The following is a 20,228-nucleotide window of genomic DNA, read 5'->3' as shown; positions in this document are numbered from 1 at the left end:
TAATGTACAAAACCTGTTTTAATCATTACTTATTCTATCGGGTTTGTTGGATTCTGTCATTAATTTTCTGAAATTTAAAATAATTGTTAGCTATTCTATGAGTTTACCCAAATACAGAAATTGTAAATACTGTTTGGTCTTGTTACAATTAACTTATGTAAAATTTTAGGAGGATAACACCATGCCAAAAATGAATGTTGAAAGCTTCAATTTAGACCACACAATTGTATCTGCGCCATTTGTAAGACTCGCAGGAAAAATGGAAGGCGCAAACGGAGATGTTATTCATAAATATGACATTCGCTTCAAACAACCAAATAAAGAGCATATGGATATGCCAGGATTACATTCACTAGAACATCTTATGGCTGAAAATATCCGTAATCATTCAGATAAAGTCGTTGATATCAGCCCAATGGGATGTCAAACGGGCTTTTACGTTTCATTCATCAACCATGATGATTATACAGACGTGCTACAAATCATCGAAAAAACAATACAAGACGTATTAAATGCTACAGAGGTACCGGCTTGTAATGAAGTACAATGTGGTTGGGCAGCGAGTCATTCATTAGAAGGCGCAAAAGAAATCGCGCAAACATTTTTAGATAAAAAAGATGAATGGCATGATATTTATGGTGAAAATAAGTAACTTTAAACTGAAGTCTCTGCAAAAAGATAGAACATAAGCAATGACTTATTATCAACAAAAAAAAGATGAGGTTGGCATGCAGTTTTATGCTAAACCTCATCTTTTTTATAAATCATAAATCTATAAACAGTAAATATAACCATTTTATCTCTATGTAAAAACGCTTCGAAGCAGGCATTCTTTAATGCACACTTTGAAGCGTTTCTATTTATTAAAACGAATGTCTTATAGTTTACTTATCATTTTAATCATGACAAATTGTAGCGGCAGTCTACCATACAATGCCCACTTAGGTAGTTCTTTACCGCCTAATGGAATATTATTACGCGCCATATAAATATTAGCTGGAAACACAGCCCATAAAAACGCAATGATAGCCTTTTTCAAGCATGACGAAGGTTTGCGAGTTAGCAATAACAAACCAAAAATCACTTCAAACACACCAGTAATTAATACTGCCGCCTTTCTAAATGGAAGATAAGTTGGTATGATTGCTCTAAATTTTTGTTCGTCTTTAAAATGCAAAATACCAGCAATACTAAAGACAATGCCAAAAATTACTCTCGTTATTTTATTCACTTTTCAACACCCATTTCTTTTAAGTAACTTCTGCCAAACTCTGGTAATTTCACACCAAAGTTATCAGCAATCGTTGCACCTAAAGAACTGAATGTGCTATCGACTGTTAATTCATGGTAGTCTTTAATTTTCGGACTAAACATCAACACGGGTACAAATTCTCTTGTATGATCTGTACCATCTGCAGTCGGATCATTGCCATGGTCGGCTGTAATAATCACTAAGTCGTCTTCTTGCAAATGATCAATAAGTTCTGGCAAACGCTCATCAAACTCTTTAAGGGCTTGTGCGTAACCGCCTTTATCACGACGATGGCCATACAAGGCATCGAAATCAACAAGATTTAAGAAACTCATACCATTAAAGTCTCGTTGTACTGTTTCAACTAATTTATCCATACCATCCATATTATCTTTAGTACGAATTGATTCTGTCACGCCTTCTCCATCAAAGATATCGTTGATTTTACCTAGGGCAATCACATCATAACCGTTATCTTTTAATTCATTCATTACTGTTTTGCCGAACGGTTTCAAGGCATAATCATGTCTATTGGAAGTTCTTTCAAACGAACCGGGCTCACCTATATAAGGTCTAGCAATAATTCTACCAATCAAATATTTTGGATCTTTAGTTAACTCTCTCACTTTCTCACAGATATCGTATAACTCTTCTAAAGGTATAATATCTTCATGCGCAGCGATTTGAAGCACAGGATCTGCTGATGTATATACTATCAAATCACCTGTCTTCATTTGATGCTCTCCCCACTCATCAATTATCTGCGTTCCTGAGGCTGGACGGTTTGCCACAACTTTACGACCAGTTAATGATTCTATTTCACTAACGAGTTCTTCAGGAAAGCCTTCTGGATATACTTTGAAGGGTTGCATTATATTTAAACCCATAATTTCCCAATGACCAGTCATTGTATCTTTACCCACTGATGCTTCACTCATTTTAGTATAAAACGCTTGTGGTTGTGATTCTTGTTCAATAATTGGCAAGGGGTCAATGTTACCTAGACCCAGCTTTTGTAAGTTAGGCAAGTTTTGATTAAATCCTTCTAATGTGTGTTTTAATGTATGACTGCCTTCATCATTAAAGGCTTTGGCATCAGGTCCTTCTCCAATACCAACTGAGTCCATAACGATTAAATGGACACGTTTGAATGGTGTAGTCATGACGTTCACTCCTATTCGGTAATAATTTTATGAATCAATGTCGGTTCGGTACCAGTTTGACTTATCGTAATATTTTGATTGAGTTTGTCTTTGACGTCATCAATTTGCTCTTTATTACTATGAATGGTTAATAGTGCTTCTCCTTCATTCACCTTGTCTCCTACTTTTTTATGCAATACGAGACCAACACTTAAATCAATATCATCTTCTTTTGTTTGTCTACCTGCACCTAACATCATCGAAGCAACGCCTATCTCATTTGCAACGATCTCTGTTACAACCCCCGTCTTTGGTGATGGCAATTGGATTTGATATTTCGCTTGTGGTAATTTTTTAACATCGTCTACAACTGAACCGTCACCATCTTGATTTTCTAAAAATGTTCTAAAAGTCTCTAATGCTGAACCATTTTGAATTGCATTTTCTAACAATTGACGTGCTTCATCTAAATCTTTAGCTTTACCACCTACAACGACCATTTGTGAGCCTAGTGTCATCACTAATTCTGTAAGGTCTTTTGGACCTTTACCTTGTAAAGTTTCAATTGCTTCTTTAACTTCTAGAGCATTTCCAATGGCATTGCCTAACGGTTGACCCATATCAGAAATGATAGCCATCGTATTTCTACCTATATTGTTACCAATGCTAACCATTGCATGCGCCAACGCTTCAGCTTCTTCAATTGTCTTCATAAACGCACCATTACCTGTTTTCACATCTAAAACAATGGCATCTGCACCTGCAGCAATTTTTTTACTCATGATTGATGAAGCAATTAATGGAATCGAATTTACAGTTCCTGTAACATCACGAAGACCATATAATTTTTTATCTGCTGGGGTAAGGTTACCAGTTTGACCTATCACTGCCACTTTCGCTTCATTGACTAATTTAACAAATTTATCTTCACTGATTTCTACATGGAAACCTGCTACAGATTCTAATTTATCAATCGTTCCACCTGTATGTCCTAGACCACGACCACTCATTTTAGCGACAGGTACGCCTACTGATGCTACTAAAGGCGCTAATACTAGTGTAGTCGTATCACCCACACCACCAGTTGAATGCTTATCTACCTTAATCCCATCGATATTAGATAAATCTATAACATCGCCAGAATTTACCATAGCCATGGTTAATGCTGCACGTTCATCATCATTCATGTCTTGAAAATATATCGCCATAGCTAAACTTGATGCTTGATAATCTGGGATATTACCATTGGTATACTCCTCAATAAAGTATTCAATCTCTTGTTTAGTCAATACTTGTCCATCACGTTTTTTTTCAATAATATCTACCATTCTCATATGAGTTGGCCTCCCTTTTCAAATAAAGACGTTAAAAACATTAATATTCCCGTGTCTAATTAGTAATTAATAGTCAGAATTACTTTCTAAACCTTGAACGATTTGAACACCAGCACTTGCACCAATACGTGTAGCCCCAGCTTCAAGCATTTGATTAAAGTCATCTAAGTTTCTTACGCCACCAGAAGCCTTAACTTCTAAGTCTTCTCCTACGGTATCTTTCATTAATTTTACATCTTCTGGAGTAGCACCTCCACCTGCAAAACCTGTTGAAGTTTTAACAAAATCAGCACCTGCTGCTTTGCTTAATTCTGATGCTTTAACTTTCTCTTCATCTGTTAACAGGCATGTCTCAATAATAACTTTAACTGTTTTTCCATTAGCAGCGCCAACTACACCTTCTATATCTTTTTGAACTTCATCAAAACGACCGTCTTTTAATGCACCGATATTGATGACCATATCTACTTCAGACGCACCATTTTTAATCGCATCTTCAACTTCAAACATCTTTGTTTCTGTTGTAGATGCGCCTAAAGGAAATCCAATAACCGTACATACTAATACATCCGAACCTTTAAGTTGTTCTGCAGCATATTTAACATGTGTAGGATTGATACAAACTGATTTAAAGTTAAATGACTTAGCTTCTTCAATAATTTTATCAATTTGAGCTCTCGTAGACTCAGGTTTAAGTAATGTGTGATCTATATATTTTGCGTAATTCATATTAAATCCTCCTAAATTATCTATATGTTTTCATACCACTCATAATTATAAAGCAAAATTAATAACATATCCTTAATAAATAACTTTTCTTTATCTCTATATTACAAAAATTAGCAAAAATAATAAACAAATGTTATCTTTAATTTGATAAAGAATTTAAAGGAGAAGATGACTATGACAAAAGCAACACCTCATATTCAACCTAATGGGACTAAAATCGCTAAAACTGTATTAATGCCAGGCGATCCGCTTCGAGCAAAATATATTGCTGATAACTATTTAGAAAATGTTGAACAGTTTAACGAAGTACGTAATATGTTCGGCTATACAGGTACATACAATGGTAAGGAAGTATCAGTAATGGGCTCTGGAATGGGCGTACCAAGTATTGGTATCTATTCTTATGAACTTTATAATTTCTTTGATGTTGAAACGATTATTCGCATCGGCTCTTGTGGTGCATTACAAGAAAATGTAAACCTTTATGACGTTATTATTGCTCAAGGTGCTTCAACAAATTCTAGTTATGTTGAGCAATATAATATTCCTGGCCATTTTGCACCGTTGGCAGATTTCGACTTAATACTAAAAGCAAAACAAAAAGCAGATGATATTGGTGCAACAACACATGTTGGTAATATCCTATCATCTGACACATTTTATAATGCTGACGAAACATTCAATGAGAGATGGCAACGTATGGGTGTCTTAGGTATTGAAATGGAATCAGCAGCATTATATTTAAATGCCACATATGCAAACAAAAAGGCCTTAGGTATCTTCACTGTAAGTGATCATATCTTACGCGATGAAGCTACAACAGCTGAAGAACGTCAAAACTCATTTACTCAAATGATGGAAATTGCATTAGAAATCGCAGAATAATTCAATATTAGACCTTACCTTTAAGCTATGCTGTCATAGACCATTTACAGTATAGCTTTTAATTTTTTGAGATATATAAAAAGAAGCTTCTCAGTACAATGTCTGAAAAGCTTCTTTTTATATTTATTTATAGTTTAGCCTGAATAGATTATCTACCTAAATATGATTTTAACATCCAGTTATGTTTATCAATGTTTGTTTGCATACCAATGAACATATCTTCAGTTACATCATCTTCTGCATTTGAAGCAACTTCAATTGCTTGTTCTAACTGTTTTGATACATTATCGAAGTCTTTCGAAAGCGCTTCAACCATTTCTTCAGCTTTATAACCTTTGCCAGCTTCTTCGATAATTGAAAGCTCTAAACTTTCTTTTAAAGTTGCTACAGGATTACCGCCTGCTGCTAAAATTCGTTCAGCTAAATCATCAATGTATTGGCTTGCTTCATCATATAATTCTTCAAATTTAGTGTGTAGTGAGAAGAAATTAGGCCCTTTTACGTACCAATGAAAATTGTGTAATTTGGTGAATGCTACTGTCCAGTTTGCTACTTGTTGATTTAATACTTTTACTACTTCTTCATTACTTTTTGCCATAAAAAATCTCTCCTTTTAAAATTCATTATCGTCATAAGAGACGACACAAACCCTTGATTACAATTAATATTATATAATAATAATTACAATCTGTAAAGAGGTGAACGTTAATAAATTAGAATTATTTTAATCTGTATCTAGTTTGAATATCCACTTCTATTATACCAATAAGATAGCATTTATTCCAGGTCTTTTCTGTATGGCATTGCACCTTGAGCCCCTAATCCAGTCACTGAATAACTGCCTGCTAAATTAGCAAAAGCAACTGCTTGTTCTAATTGTTTATTCTCAATTAGAGCAACTGCTAATGCACCATTAAATGTATCCCCTGCACCTGTGGTATCAACTACTTGCTTTTTGTATCCCTCTACTAATTGTTGAGAATCACTATAATACATTGCACCAGAAGCACCTTTAGTAACAATCAATTTGTGTGGATATGCCTTTAATGCATCATCAACTTGATTATCGAATAGTAATTCACTTTCAGTTTCATTCGGTGTTAGCCACGTTACTTTTTCAATTATTGTGTTATCCAATTTTCGATAGGGTGCTGGATTTAATATCACTTTCATATCATGGTCAATAGCATAATCAACAACATCTTTTATCGTTGATTCAGGTATTTCGTGTTGCATTACAATAATGTCTCCCGCACTAAAATTTTCAAGTTTTGGTAGAACACTTTCTGCTGTTACATAATTATTTGACGCTGGTACTACAATGATACGGTTATCATCATCAAATAAAGTAATGTGTGCGGTACCAGATTTCTCATTTTCGATAATATCCATATAAGTTGTATTAACATTATTCTGTTCTAAATTTGATAGTATTTGTTTGCCATTATCATCGTCACCGACAGCACCTATCATATAAACTTCATTACTTAACCGAGCTGCTGCGACTGCCTGATTTGCACCTTTACCTCCTGGATTAGTAAAGAATGATTTTCCCATCACCGTTTCTCCCGCTTCAGGTAAGATTTCTGTTTGTACTACCAAATCAATTGATGCGCTACCTATCACTATAATTTTTCCCATGTCTGTATCCTCCGTAGTTTCAGTTAAAATTCATTAATCAATAAAAAACGATTTTTCGTAATCATTGGGTTGATGCCAATGTGTTTTCCACATATGGTTTCTATTGTCAGCAAATAATTGATAACCTAAATCCCTAATCAATTTAGGTGTTAAATGCAATAGTATCCCTATCCATTTATAATTAGTCAATGATGTGATCAGCGTTGTAATTGCATCTGATTTATATTCTAAATGATCCCCTTCTTGTAATATAACGCTATCATATTGTTGAGTTTCAGGATAGTTTGATAGTAGGTTCTGTGCTGTTTCGCCTTGTAATGATGCGAATTGATAGCGTCTAGACAAACCCTTTTGTATCAGCCATATTGCATAATTATAACAATAAACACAATTGCTATCGTAATAAACGATTGGCATATTTAACACTCCTTATATTATATAACTTTATAGTTAATTATTCATAAATTAAAAATTCTCCTAATATTATTATAACCTAAATTTCATAAAATAAATCATACTGCTACCGGCTACAAATAATATATTATTCAATATATAAAATGGATAATCACAATAAAAAAAGCTTACCTCGTCTATAAATAAGACGATTGTAAGCTCATTTCCTCGATAAAAAATATGTGAATAGCTAAAACGTTTTAAGGACAAGTCTACGGCCAGCGATTAACATGCTTTTATGCACATAGACGGTTAAAATATTGATCGTATCTCATTCGTGATTTGTGATACTAGTTTACACTAGTCTTGGTTCACTTTCACAATTCTAGTGTATTTCAAAAATTGGTCAGTATATTTTTGTTTAATATCATTTAAGTTATCATAAGTTACACCCACAATATGCCAGTTAGGATTAAAGTGGTAGTAAGAATCTTTCTTTCTAGACCATTTTACCATTGTACCATCTTTATTATAGCGTGGTAGCGTCACTTCATACCCTTCTAATACATTAATGTATGCTTGAAATACATCTGGATCAATTCGATTAAAGTTATCGATCACTAAATAACTTTTATCTTTTCGAGGCATAAGATTAGTAATAAATCCCTCTCTATAATAAAGGGCACCTGTCTCATTTGGTAAATATTTACCATAGAGCATATCTTCATTAAAGTCAGGATGTCCTGTTGTTATTACGGGATTCGCGTTAGTCTTCTGTAATAAGTCTTCTGCTGCTTTTAGACCTTCGCCCTTATCTACGACTAGCAAAATGAATGGTTTTAATTCTTCTTGCGCTTTATCAATGACATTTTCAGTAGGAATAGACTCAAATTGTGATTTCAGACCATCATTTGCACTCATATCAAGGATTGCTTCAAATTGTACTTGAGACAAGCTAGCAATAGCCTGTTTAGCATTTTCTTGTAAAAAGTAAATATTTTTCAATTTAGGGTGCTTGTTCAATGTACCGAGTGATACAGGGTCAATTTCTTTTTCAAAATAAACTTCAATAGCGGTACTATTAGTCCTACCAGGTATCGGCGCCTTTTCATGTATATGCTTACTGACTTCTCCTACACCAATCACAGATTGATCTCGTTTTTTATTATAAAAAACGATTTTATCACCAATCTCAAGTTGCGTATAATAATGGTAGCCATTACGTTTAATACCATTGTAAGTATGTGTGTAAATTGTATTATATGAATTAGGTTCAAAATCTTGTGCTTCTGATACAAAAAAGTATCTAGGTATTTTAGTTTCCCCTTTACCTAAACTTACAATTAATTCAAATTCTTCTTTCGTAATTTGATTAAAAAGTGTTTCTTTCATGTTACTCATTCTAAATTCTAATTGGTCACTTCTCTTTAAATAATCAGCCGTTAAAGGCTTCAGCTGTTCTTGTAATTGAAAATGAACACGAATTTTATTTTGTGCACCAGTTTGAACACTTGTAATTTCCCCAAAACCTAATAAGCCAGTATCCATTTGTACTTGATAGAAGACAACTCGATCTCCTACTTTAGCTTGTTTAAAGGATCGGAAACCTTGTGAAGGATTAAATTGTGCACCTGATTCAAATAATGTCGTTTGCCCTACCATTGGTTCATTATGATTCCAGCGATTATAACCGCAGTTTAACCAAAAATAACTCGTTTCCTCTACCATTTAGATACTCCTTATCTCATATAAAATTCTATTTTTCCTATTATATTCAAAAAATTCATTAAGAACAAACATTATAGTAAGTTAACTAATTTCATTGTTATCAAACTTGTAACAATCACTACAATCCATGTAGCTAAACCGAGTAATACCGGTTTAAAACCAGCCTGTTTAAATTGATTAAAGTTAACATTTAAACCAATACCTGCCATAGCCATGGTAATTAAAAATAGTGCTACTTGTTGGAAGAAGCTTATAACCATAGGTGAAAAATTGAAAATAGTACTAATTAAAGAAGCTACAACAAACCATACAATAAACCACGGGAATATTTTAGCAATTGATGTATCAGTCTGTGCTTCTCTTTCTTTTCGTATCGTTCTATATGTAAAAAATAATACGACTGGGATAATCATTAATGTACGTGTTAATTTTACAACAGCACCAGTTTCTAATGATGTTTTACCATAATTTGATGTGGCAGCAATTACACTTGAAGTATCATTAATTGTCGTTCCGCCAAAATAGCCGAATGTACTTTGACTCATATGCATCATGTGACCTAAAGGCGGAAAGATAAAAACAGCTAATAAATTAAATAAAAAAATAGTTGAAATTGCAAAAGCAACTTCACTTTCTTTCGCCTTAATAACTGGACTAGTTGCTGCGATGGCAGAACCACCACATATCGCTGTACCAACACCAATCAATATACTAAGATGCTCATTTATTTTAAATAGCTTCATCAATAAGAATACTGCTAAAAACGCCGCACATAATGTAACAATAATTATTGGCAAAGACTTCCAGCCAATGATACCAATTGATTGAAAGCTTAGTGTAAATCCTAACACTACAATACTATAATGCAGTATTTTCTTACTGCTGAATTTGATACCTGCTTCATATTTTTTGGGAATTAAAATTACATTATTGATTATTATACCTATTATTATAGCAAAAATAGCACTGCCAATTATTGGAAACTTACTCCCCATGATTGTTGCTACCATCGCTATAACCAATGTCATAACAACCCCTCTTACTTTATCCAACCTTGTCACCCCCAATTTAAATTCTATTTTAACATATTTATTCATCGGTAAACTTTGAAAGTTACATGGATTCAGTAAATTTCAACAGTTTATATAAGATGTCAGAAAGTCAGATTACCTTTTAGTCTTGGTGTCAAATCACTGATTTCGTGACTTGCATAACAAATCTAATCTGTTACTTTAAAATATACCATGTAACTAATCTATGTTATCTAAATATTTATGACATCATATTTGAGGCTGAGACATTAATTATGTCTCAGCCTCAAATTCACAAATCATTGCGCTAAAGTTAGCGCCCCCATAATAGGCATCAAATTAATTAATACACCACCAAATTTCAGCATACCACTTATCTCTTTATCTGGAAGCGTGATTAATGCTGAAATAATGCCAAGCGCACCGATTATAATTGGAAAAGCCGTTGAGGGAAACACAGGGAATTTCAGAAACGTGCCAGCACCAGCTAACAAGCCACAAATTAAAGAAAAATATAAAAATTTATACACACTCATACTCTCCCACTATTTTAACTATAGATAACTTACAATTAATTCATAATCTCCTTCAAATATAGTATCTAAATCATCTGAAGTTAAGATGAAATTCTGTCCTTGATCTAAGGTATATACCTCACCATCTACAATGACTTGTCCTTCACCTTTAAGTACAGAAACTAATACGAACTCTCTCGGTTTCATATAATTTAAAGTTCCAGAAATTTTCCATTTTACAATGGTAAAAAAGTCACTAGACACGAGTTGGGTTCTTTTATGATTTTCGATAATTTCTGTATCTGTCGGTATATTAATATTATCATTAGACAGTTCAATGACATCTTTAGCTTTATCTTTATTTAACACACGTTTATCACCAGTATCGTGCGTACGTTCATAATCATACACCCGGTATGTAACATCTGAAGATTGCATTGTTTCATAAACAAGTATACCTTCTCCTATAGAATGAATTGTGCCGGCAGGTATAAAATAAAACTCACCCGGCTTTACCTTCACCTTATTTAACAATGCTTCGTAATCTTCTTCGTCAATTTTATCTATTGCAAGGTCTTTCGATTCTGTATTTAATCCGTAGATGATTTCTGCGCCTTCTTCAGCATCAATAATATACCAACATTCTGATTTACCATATTGTTCTTTTTCATTTTCATATGCATAGGCATCATCTGGATGAACATGAACCGATAATGATTCTCTTGCATCTACAATTTTGGTCATCAGTGGAAACTCTTGACTTGGAAAGTCACCGAATAACTCTCGATGCTCGCTCCAAACTTGATCCAAAGTTTGCCCTTGATATGGACCATTCAGTATTTCACACTTACCATTTGGATGTGCTGATATCCCCCATACCTCTCCTACATAATCGCTGGGTAACTCATATCCATAATCTTTTAAACGATTGCCACCCCAAATTTTCTCATGAAATACTGGCTTTAAAAATAACGGCATACATCACACCTCCAAATTCTCAAGTTGTAATTAAATTATTATATTTATCTCATATACTTTTGTATGATTGTCATACGCGTATCATTTCAAAATTTTCAGAACCATTGTGATTGTATCACATTCATCCCACTTGAATAAACGCTTAAATCACAATGCTAGTACTTTAGAGCCACTTTCAATTATATCAATGCTTTGTAAAATTCGATAGCCTATTATATTTTGTTCAATAACATTTTATGACATTTTATTGAACGGTTATTTTATCTTTCTAATTTTTAATCAATTAATACTTGCTAATTAGCTGTAATTGATTTTATAATTAACTGTAGAGTTACAGCAATGTACTCTATCTGTTTTTTACATATAAGGTAATGTATTAATTATGATTTAGTTGAAATTGTTGATTACTTTTTCAACACAGTTAATTTGCGATAAAGTCCAAACTTCGGAAAAGTTTGGGCTTTTATTTTATCCAAATTTATTTGGATATGCTATCTTTTTTATTTACATTATTAAATGGATTTTATCGTAATCATTTGAGAGTTATTTATCATACACCCTATATACGATTATTCTTTGAAATTAGCCAATATAGTTTCCTTAACTTCTAACAGGTGTGCGCGCATCGCATCTACAGCTTTAACATCATTTTGCTGTAAAATGGCTTGATATATCACATCATGTTCCTCTAATAATTTATTCATAGTTTTTTGTTTACTATAAATAAAAATCTTCCTTGTTTCTTCCATAGAATTTCGCATTAGTTCTGAAATATTATTTAATAACTCTACTAATAATGTATTTTGGGCAGCTTTCGCAATTGAGAGATGAAACTCTAGGTCTGCTTCTTCACCCGAAGTACCATCTGTTACAGCTTGTCCCATTTCAACGAGTGCTTGCTTCAGCTCCACCAAATCTGCTTCAGTTCGATATAAAGCTGCTTTTTCTACAGTAGCACTTTCAACAATTTCACGTAACTCTAATAATTCTTTGATTTGACTTAGCGACGTGAATTTGTCACCGAGTTCAAAAAAGGTAGGCTCTGTCTGTTTAATAAATGTGCCATAACCTTGTTTCATTTCTATAATTCCAATTGTTCTTAAAGCATTTAATGCCTCTCTTACCGAAGCTACACTCACGCCATACTGCTTTCCAAGCTTTTGGATAGAAGGCAATTTGTCCCCCACTTGGTAATCGCCTGCTTTAATTTGCTCTAAAATAATATCTGCGACTTGCTCATAGATTTTCGTGTTTGAAATTCTCATAATTACCTCCAAACGATATCTATTATTGTATCAAATTTTAGCTAATATATACTATAAAATGGCTATAAAAAAGCTATAAAAAAAGCGTTTGCTAATGAAACCTAATCTTTTATCATAAGATTTCATTAACCCACGCTATAAAAAGCTATAAGATTGCAATTAGTACCTTTAGCAATCATCCAACAGTCGCTTCTTTTTTTTAAAATACTTTGGATATCTTTCAGTTACCTATTATTTGAGTCTTAATTATTTACTAAAATCTGCTAATGCTTCTGGTATGGAGGCATCCCCACTAATAATTTGGAATTCTGTATTTAACAGATTATCACTAGTTAATACTTCTCTAATAACAGCAGCTACATCTTCACGAGGAATCGTTCCTCTACCTTCGAAGAATGCACCAACTTCTATTCTATCTTTGGCAGGATCATCTGTTAAGCCACCAGGGTGTACAATCGTATAACCAATATCTGCTTGTTTTAAATACTCATCAGCGTAGTGTTTAGCAATCGTGTAAGGCTTCAAATCACCACTTGCATCAAATGCTTGTCTTCTTGAATCGTAAGTTGAGACCATTACATATTGTTTAACATTATTCGCCTCACTCGCTTTAATCGATTTAATTGCACCATCTAAATCAACACTAATTGTCTTGTCTGCACCTGTGCTACCACCAGAACCAACTGAAAATACAACTTTATCAAAGCCGTTAATTTTTTCTGTTAAAGTATCAATATCATCTGCTTCAACATCGATTAAAATTGCTTCAACACCTTCTGAGGCTAATGCTTCAACTTGAGATTGTTTTCTAACACCTGCTGTAAATGACTCTCCACGCTCTTTTAATTGTTTAACTAAATATTGGCCTACGCCACCGTTTGCTCCAATAACTAATGTACTCATATTTTATAGCCTCCTTAAAAAATTATTAATTAGACTTTACCACTTTTACTTTATTTTGAAACGAAATCTGTTTGGCTTTGACAATTTCCAAAAAATACATTAATATATGAACATATATTCATATATTAAAATCAATAATTAGGAATGAGGGCTTCATTTTGGAAGAATCATTTAACGAACAAACGATTGAGCAAGTAACTGATATCTTCAAGGCACTGAGTGATGGCAATCGTCTACGTATAATGCATTTATTAATCCAAGGAGAAAGTAGCGTGGGTCATATTGCGCATGTATTAGATTTAAGCCAATCTAATGTCTCTCATCAATTACGCATACTTAAACAAGCGCATTTGGTAAAAGGAAATCGAGATGGCCAATCTATGATTTATACAATTGATGATACACATGTCACAACATTACTTAAACAAGCAATTCATCATGCTAGTCATAAACAATAATTGAAAGGTGGACACTCAATATGTCTGAACATCACGGTCATAATCATGCACATGGTCATGTACACACAAATAATAAAAAAATATTACTCATCAGTTTTCTAATTATTGGAATCTTTATGATTGTAGAAATTATTGGAGGGTTTGTATCAAATAGTTTGGCGCTATTATCTGATGGTTTGCACATGTTTAGCGATACAATATCTTTAGGCGTAGCCTTGGTCGCTTTTATCTATGCTGAAAAAAATGCTACCAAAAGTAAAACTTTTGGATATAAAAGATTTGAGATTTTAGCTGCATTATTTAATGGTGTAACACTCTTTATTATCGGTGTTGTTATCATAGTAGAAGCGATTGGTCGTTTCTTTAATCCGGAAGACGTTAAGTCAACAGAGATGTTCGTCATAAGTGTAATTGGACTTATTGTTAATATCATTGTCGCTTTATTTATGTTTAAAGGCGGCGACACTTCCAATAATATTAATATGCGTGGCGCCTTCCTACATGTTATGGGTGATTTATTAGGTTCCGTAGGCGCAATCATCGCCGCTATACTCATATGGACTTTAAATCTAACGATTGCAGACCCTATCGCAAGTATTATTGTCTCTATCCTTATAATAAAAAGTAGCTTAGGTATAACGAAATCTTCCTTGAATATATTAATGGAGGGTACACCATCTGATGTTAATATGAATGAAGTGATTTCTACAATTACTGAAGAAAATGAAATTGAAAATGTACATGACTGTCATATATGGACTATTTCTAATGAAATGAATGCATTAAGTTGTCATGCTGTCGTTCCTAGCGATATGTCTGTTGAACAGTGTGAAAATTTACTAGATAAACTAGAACACAAGCTTCAACATTTGAACATTCAGCACATGACTATCCAATTAGAAACTATAAACCACAAACATGATAATGACACGCTTTGTTCAGCACATGATACATCAAAGTCTCATCATCATGCACATAGCCATTAATTATTAATCGTATAACAATAAAAAGCTGATAGTTTCCATAAGTTATCTTTCCTTTCAAAGTTAAGTCTTTAAGGAATACATACTTACGATATAACTATCAGCTTTTTTATAATCGTAATTATAAAAATTTATCAAAAATAAGTTTTTTGGCAGGAACTTGCTTCTCATTGAATCCTCTAATAAATTCTTCATTATCATATGGTACTTTCACACGTTCAAATGAAAATTCATTTTCATCTACCGTTACGATTCCATAAACTGCATACGCACCATTATTTAATCCAACAGAACCAGGATTGAAATAAACTGTTGATTTATCATCAAATAAATGCACCGTATGATTATGCCCAAAGACAATTAAATTGGCATCTTTATCTTCAAAAAGTGCTTTCATGTTCTCTTCGTTTGGTTCAACAATTGGGCTGAATGGTTGCCCATCAATTGGCGTATTTAATTGATCATTAGGAATTTCGTAATGAATAAATAATACTTTCTTATGACAAAATGTTTTCTCAATAACACGAGGTAACTCATTTAATCTGTCATAGTAATCTTCATCTAAATGACTCTCTATCCATTGATGATGTTCATAGAATTTATCTTTTAAGTCTTCAGGATAGGGTGTACCGTTTACAATTGACATTACCGCTTCATCATGATTACCTGCAATGATTTCCATATCATCTCTATCAAAGATTTCATCAAGTACTTTATTCGTTTCATGTCCAACACCAATATTATCACCTAGATTAAATATTTTATTGATATCTTCTCTTCTATCAATATCATCCAAAACAGTTTCTAATGCATCAAAATTACCATGAACATCAGTTATAATTGCAAATTTCATGATGATATCTCCTTTCAACTTTTTCTCATTAGGACATTTTAACATTTTATATCGATTTTGTTACCTATTTATTTTAAAATCTTCAAATTTTTGATATCGTATGCTTATGACGAAAAAGGAGTGCTTAAAATTTGTTTAATTTCCATAAATTAGCATTACAAAATGCAAAACCCCAAAATGCTAAAGTATTACTGTTTACAATCGTAAGTTTTATAATACTACTCGCTTTAACTATTTTAACGTTTATGCCATTACAACCAGCTATTTATAAGTTAATGATGTCAATGGCTATGCAACAATCTGTAGTTGGTCCAATATTTGGAATCGTCCTTGCAATACTTGTACCTATCCTAGTATTTTTATTTGTAGGCTATCCATTAATTGCTGGAACTATCTACACTATAGACAAAGCATTAAATAAAGACAAGGTTAATTTTAAAGATTTATTTTCAGTGTTCGCAAAAGGTAAATATCTAAAAGCAATAAAACTTTCATTAATTACGGTATTGTTTATCATTATCGGATTGGTGTTAGGAGAATTAATTGCGCAATTGCTACAATTAGGAATCATTCAATTGTATCAAGCAATACAAGGTCCACTCAGCAATTCAGATCACGCGCTTGGATATTCACTAGCGTTCCAAATAATTGCCGGGACTTTAACGCTTTTCATTAAATCATTTATTTATTGGCTGTTAGTTATAATTATCATTAACTATACTGTAGCATTTATTAAAGAGCCTAAAAATGGTGCATGGAGTTCCGTGAAACGCGGATTTAAAGGTATTAAAAATGGCCAAAAAACATGGTTTAAATTCTACATTGGTTTATTACTATTAAACTTAATTGTTATTATCTTAGCTAGCCCAGTTAGTCAATTGATTTCCATCTTAACTGGTGGTATTTCTCAAAATATGGCTACGATTTTAATTTATATTGTTCATATTATTGTTATCATTGTTAGATTAGCTGTTTACTATACAAATATACTAGCTATCGTTCAATATTATAACCGTAATGGCGAACCAACGAATCATAATAAAGCTAAAAAAGATAAGAAAAAGCATGCAAATATTACAGATAATCAAGATTCAAAAGTAAATAGTAGCGTAACTAATACTACTGAAAAAGCAAAATCAAATATAGACCAAAAATCAGATCAACTTCAAGATAAAGCAAATAATGAAACAAAAAATTTAAAAAACAATTTAAATCAATCTGATAAGTAACTTTTCATACAAAATTAAAGAAAGCTAGACATTTTAATGTCTGGCTTTCTTTTTGTCTTTAAAATTTATTTACATGACTCACAAGGCTAAATATATTAAACACTTTTACTTTAAAAAGTGTTCTTTTAAATACTGTGCTGCACCGTTTTCTTCATTTGTATATGCTGTCACATCCATAGTCAGCTCTTTAATTTCTGGCCTAGCATTTTTCATAGCTACCGTATAATGACCAAAAGCAAACATCGCTCGATCATTATCGCTATCACCAATAACTAGCGTCTCTTCTTGTTTGATACCAAAATGTTCTATCATTTCTTTAATGCCTGTACCTTTATCAATTTGATAAGCCATCGTCTCTGCATTATAACGAGATGAATTGGAAACGCTAATTTTTAAATCTTGTTGTTCTTCAATCAACTGATTACGGAAGTTTGTTATTTTGTCATAATTTGGTGAAAATAGATATATTTTTGAAAACGTCGTTTCAGGAATTGTCGTTGCCCAATCTACTTTGTCTTTAAGTGACGCTTTCCTAGAAGTCCATTCTGAGACGCCTACATTACCTGGAGGTGTTTCTGCTTTAAATAGTGCAGTTGCCCATGATTGATCTTCTTTAAGTACAATACGATTACCCTCAAATGGAAAAACTTCGTAATAAATCTCTTGTTGTTGTGCACGTTTCACAATGTCATTGACAGTAGTAAACGATAAGCTATGCGTAAATAACTTTTCATCATTAATCATTCCTAACGTACCATTCGAACTAATAATGCCATCTACTTCAAATGATGATGGAACTAAGTAATGAATTTCATTATGAGCACGTCCAGTAGCCAAAAAGACTTTATATCCGTTAGTCCTTAATTGATGTATTACTTCTGTCGTTTCCATATCAACTTGGTTGTCTTTATGTAAAATTGTACCATCCATATCTAAAAATATCGCTTTAACATTTTTCATTTATAAAAGCCTCCATCACATATTCTCATTTTAAATTATGTCACTATCTAAAGTTTTAAGCAATGTGCTAACGCTTTAAAAATAATGAATAACGTTCATTTTGATGTAACACATTCACCCTACGATTAAAAAAATCACTCAATGTATCGCTATTTAATACATTTTTTATTTCACCTTGTTTATAACACGTACCATCTTTTAATAAAAATCCTTTTTGTATATCTTTTGTAATTTCTTCAACAAAGTGCGTAACATATATAACTGATAATTCAGGTTGCCGTTGATATAATTGTTCAAGCGCGTCTAACAAATCTTCACGAGCAATAAAATCTAATCCTGAAGCAGGTTCATCTAAGATAAGTAACTTAGGATTCCCCATCAATGCTCGAGCAATCAATACTTTTTGACGTTCACCTGTGGATAAATAACCGTAATACTGTGATTCAAATTCACTCATACCCATCTGTGCTAAATAATGACGTGCCATTTCAACATGGTGGTCTTCTATTTCTTTAAAAATACCAATCGATTTAAAGATTCCACTAATTACTACATCACGTACGATTTCTCCATCTTGAAAACGCTCCATTAAACTACTAGACACAAAGCCAATCTGATTGCGCACTTCGTCTGCCGAATACCCAATTTTACCGGGTTGCATACCAAAAAGCGTTAATTCCCCAGACGTATTTGGTTCATAAGCATTTAAGATATTAAGCAATGTCGTTTTCCCTGCACCATTAAGCCCATAAAGCATCCATTTTTCACCTTCGTTAATACGCCAACTTATATTTTTAATTATTTCTTTCCCCTGTTTTCTGCGTGCAATATTTTTTAAATCAATAAGCATATAATATTCCTTTCTGATACGTGATTATATACTAGCAATTTTCTATGTTAGTATGTTAAACGTCGTTTCTAAATATTTTATTCAAAGATTTTCCTTTTGCTAATTCATCAATCATTTTATCTAAATACCTAATTTCTTTCATTATTGAATTTTCCATTTCTTCAATACGAATGCCACAAATTACACCTGTTACCTTAGTTCTATTTGGATTTAATTTTGGTGCCTTATTAAAGAAAGTTTCATAATCCGTACCATCTTTGATTAATTGATTGATTTGAGTTTGCGAATAGCCTGTCATCCAACGAATGACTTCATCAGCTTCCTCTTTTGTTCGACCTTTTTTCTCAACTTTTTCTATTAAGTATGGATATATCGAAGCAAACGACATTGTATAAATTTTAGGCTTTGTCATCAATACTTTCCTCCCTTTAACTATATACAATCATATACTGTCTTATTTAGAATAATAAAGACTTAACATATTTAAAAATATTTTGATTCTCACCATTTTCAAATAATTGCTATTCCTATTAATTCTTAATTTTTAATAATAAGTTCATTGCTTCATATTCTTGTTCTACTAGTTTATCTAGTATCGTAGAAGCTTCATTTAAAAATGTCTTGTTTTGTGTTAACCCTGCCTTTTTTATTAATTCAATAACATTTTCCCAGTTTACTACTATATCTGTAAACATATGATAGGCTCGAGTCAAAGCATCATCTTCAATCAATAACTGTGCTTCTTTCAAAAATGATTTATACATTTTCCTAAACAATGCACCACCAGTCCCCCCATTTTCCATTAAATTAGCTACAAGCAATAAATCAGCTTCAATATTAGTGCTTCTTTCAAACCAGGTTTTCACCTTTTCACTTGTCTTCTTTATTCCCTTATATCCTATATTCTTTATTGGTGGATTTAAATAATCCTTCGCATTATTTTGTATAGCTGTTAAAACGACTGCTCTCATATCCGGCATGGATGTCACTTGCTTAATTGTATATGAAAGGTTCTTAGAAGACATTGGCCCTTTAGCATTCCTAGCTTGTTCTATACTATTTAGCGTTGTTTTAACATTACTCCCCTGTTGTTTCGTAT

General features: G+C 32.7%; 23 protein-coding genes. 5 read left to right on the top strand and 18 right to left on the bottom strand.

The features are described from left to right. Positions 1-181 precede the first annotated feature (181 nt). Positions 182-652 (top strand): S-ribosylhomocysteine lyase, encoded by a 471-nt coding sequence (locus tag D9V42_RS11675; RefSeq protein ID WP_107531913.1) that lies wholly within the window; start codon positions 182-184, stop codon positions 650-652. A 225-nt stretch (positions 653-877) separates the two neighbouring features. On the opposite strand, the gene D9V42_RS11670 is transcribed toward D9V42_RS11675, so the two are convergent. The 4 genes from D9V42_RS11670 to deoC all read right to left on the bottom strand — a co-directional run bounded on the left by D9V42_RS11670 (position 878) and on the right by deoC (position 4,457). Beyond that, entirely contained in the window at positions 878-1,231 is a 354-nt protein-coding gene (locus D9V42_RS11670; RefSeq protein ID WP_107555697.1) for a DoxX family protein, read from the bottom strand. Continuing rightward, positions 1,228-2,415, bottom strand: a complete 1,188-nt coding sequence (deoB, locus tag D9V42_RS11665; RefSeq protein ID WP_122065085.1) for a phosphopentomutase — start codon at positions 2,413-2,415, stop codon at positions 1,228-1,230. The genes D9V42_RS11670 and deoB overlap by 4 nt, the downstream gene beginning before the upstream one ends. A gap of 11 nt (positions 2,416-2,426) precedes the next feature. Then, positions 2,427-3,728 (bottom strand): pyrimidine-nucleoside phosphorylase, encoded by a 1,302-nt coding sequence (locus tag D9V42_RS11660; protein WP_122065083.1) that lies wholly within the window; start codon positions 3,726-3,728, stop codon positions 2,427-2,429. Between the two features lie 66 nt (positions 3,729-3,794). Then, positions 3,795-4,457 (bottom strand): deoxyribose-phosphate aldolase, encoded by a 663-nt coding sequence (gene deoC / locus D9V42_RS11655; RefSeq protein WP_107530980.1) that lies wholly within the window; start codon positions 4,455-4,457, stop codon positions 3,795-3,797. Positions 4,458-4,631: 174 nt separating this feature from the next. Here deoC and deoD point away from each other — a divergent pair, with 174 nt between their 5' ends. Continuing rightward, a complete protein-coding gene (deoD, locus tag D9V42_RS11650; protein ID WP_039069099.1) occupies positions 4,632-5,342 on the top strand; it encodes a purine-nucleoside phosphorylase in 711 nt (236 codons plus the stop codon). A gap of 148 nt (positions 5,343-5,490) precedes the next feature. Here deoD and D9V42_RS11645 read toward each other — a convergent pair whose 3' ends face one another. From D9V42_RS11645 to D9V42_RS11605, 9 genes are all read right to left on the bottom strand, one after another. Then, complete coding sequence (locus tag D9V42_RS11645; protein ID WP_107555701.1) at positions 5,491-5,940, bottom strand: Dps family protein; 450 nt, start codon at positions 5,938-5,940, stop codon at positions 5,491-5,493. 179 nt (positions 5,941-6,119) lie between these two features. Beyond that, complete coding sequence (gene rbsK / locus D9V42_RS11640) at positions 6,120-6,983, bottom strand: ribokinase (RefSeq protein WP_122065081.1); 864 nt, start codon at positions 6,981-6,983, stop codon at positions 6,120-6,122. A 33-nt stretch (positions 6,984-7,016) separates the two neighbouring features. Continuing rightward, a complete protein-coding gene (locus tag D9V42_RS11635; protein WP_107555703.1) occupies positions 7,017-7,400 on the bottom strand; it encodes a thiol-disulfide oxidoreductase DCC family protein in 384 nt (127 codons plus the stop codon). 336 nt (positions 7,401-7,736) lie between these two features. After that, a complete protein-coding gene (locus D9V42_RS11630; protein ID WP_122065079.1) occupies positions 7,737-9,104 on the bottom strand; it encodes an EVE domain-containing protein in 1,368 nt (455 codons plus the stop codon). Between the two features lie 71 nt (positions 9,105-9,175). Then, positions 9,176-10,156: a YeiH family protein gene (locus D9V42_RS11625; protein ID WP_107555705.1), complete on the bottom strand. Its 981-nt coding sequence runs from the start codon at positions 10,154-10,156 to the stop codon at positions 9,176-9,178. Positions 10,157-10,434: 278 nt separating this feature from the next. Next, positions 10,435-10,671 carry a hypothetical protein gene (locus D9V42_RS11620; RefSeq protein ID WP_425275809.1) on the bottom strand — a complete coding sequence of 79 codons (237 nt, stop codon included), beginning with the start codon at positions 10,669-10,671 and terminating at the stop codon, positions 10,435-10,437. A gap of 18 nt (positions 10,672-10,689) precedes the next feature. Continuing rightward, positions 10,690-11,628, bottom strand: a complete 939-nt coding sequence (gene manA / locus D9V42_RS11615) for a mannose-6-phosphate isomerase, class I (protein WP_122065075.1) — start codon at positions 11,626-11,628, stop codon at positions 10,690-10,692. Positions 11,629-12,197: 569 nt separating this feature from the next. After that, on the bottom strand, positions 12,198-12,893 hold the full coding sequence (locus tag D9V42_RS11610; protein WP_107555663.1) for a FadR/GntR family transcriptional regulator: 696 nt from the start codon (positions 12,891-12,893) through the stop codon (positions 12,198-12,200). Positions 12,894-13,139: 246 nt separating this feature from the next. Continuing rightward, positions 13,140-13,796 carry an SDR family oxidoreductase gene (locus tag D9V42_RS11605; protein WP_107555662.1) on the bottom strand — a complete coding sequence of 219 codons (657 nt, stop codon included), beginning with the start codon at positions 13,794-13,796 and terminating at the stop codon, positions 13,140-13,142. Between the two features lie 158 nt (positions 13,797-13,954). Between D9V42_RS11605 and D9V42_RS11600 the strand changes: the two genes are divergently transcribed. Both D9V42_RS11600 and czrB read left to right on the top strand, forming a co-directional pair. After that, complete coding sequence (locus D9V42_RS11600) at positions 13,955-14,254, top strand: ArsR/SmtB family transcription factor (protein WP_017722050.1); 300 nt, start codon at positions 13,955-13,957, stop codon at positions 14,252-14,254. Positions 14,255-14,274: 20 nt separating this feature from the next. Then, positions 14,275-15,240 carry a CDF family zinc efflux transporter CzrB gene (czrB, locus tag D9V42_RS11595; RefSeq protein ID WP_107555661.1) on the top strand — a complete coding sequence of 322 codons (966 nt, stop codon included), beginning with the start codon at positions 14,275-14,277 and terminating at the stop codon, positions 15,238-15,240. 118 nt (positions 15,241-15,358) lie between these two features. Here czrB and D9V42_RS11590 read toward each other — a convergent pair whose 3' ends face one another. After that, positions 15,359-16,090: a metallophosphoesterase family protein gene (locus D9V42_RS11590; protein ID WP_107555660.1), complete on the bottom strand. Its 732-nt coding sequence runs from the start codon at positions 16,088-16,090 to the stop codon at positions 15,359-15,361. Between the two features lie 131 nt (positions 16,091-16,221). On the opposite strand from D9V42_RS11590, the gene D9V42_RS11585 reads away from it, so the two are divergent. Further along, positions 16,222-17,319: a hypothetical protein gene (locus D9V42_RS11585; RefSeq protein ID WP_107555659.1), complete on the top strand. Its 1,098-nt coding sequence runs from the start codon at positions 16,222-16,224 to the stop codon at positions 17,317-17,319. Between the two features lie 105 nt (positions 17,320-17,424). Here the strand turns inward: D9V42_RS11585 and D9V42_RS11580 are convergent, their stop codons facing one another. The 4 genes from D9V42_RS11580 to D9V42_RS15670 form a co-directional block, all read right to left on the bottom strand. Then, positions 17,425-18,279: an HAD family hydrolase gene (locus D9V42_RS11580; RefSeq protein WP_122065073.1), complete on the bottom strand. Its 855-nt coding sequence runs from the start codon at positions 18,277-18,279 to the stop codon at positions 17,425-17,427. 67 nt (positions 18,280-18,346) lie between these two features. Next, positions 18,347-19,129, bottom strand: a complete 783-nt coding sequence (locus D9V42_RS11575) for an ABC transporter ATP-binding protein (protein ID WP_122065071.1) — start codon at positions 19,127-19,129, stop codon at positions 18,347-18,349. A 55-nt stretch (positions 19,130-19,184) separates the two neighbouring features. Beyond that, positions 19,185-19,541 carry a DUF2200 domain-containing protein gene (locus tag D9V42_RS11570; RefSeq protein WP_122065069.1) on the bottom strand — a complete coding sequence of 119 codons (357 nt, stop codon included), beginning with the start codon at positions 19,539-19,541 and terminating at the stop codon, positions 19,185-19,187. Between the two features lie 118 nt (positions 19,542-19,659). Further along, the gene (locus tag D9V42_RS15670) at positions 19,660-20,184 is read right to left on the bottom strand and encodes a DUF4872 domain-containing protein (protein ID WP_341866761.1); all 525 of its coding nucleotides are present in this window, start codon (positions 20,182-20,184) and stop codon (positions 19,660-19,662) included. Positions 20,185-20,228: the final 44 nt, after the last annotated feature.

The sequence above is a fragment of the Staphylococcus pseudoxylosus genome (genome assembly GCF_003697915.1).
GTDB classification, from domain to species: Bacteria; Bacillota; Bacilli; order Staphylococcales; family Staphylococcaceae; genus Staphylococcus; species Staphylococcus pseudoxylosus.
The sequence above is the reverse complement of the archived record's forward strand: the minus strand, read 5'-3'. Positions and strand labels throughout refer to the sequence as shown.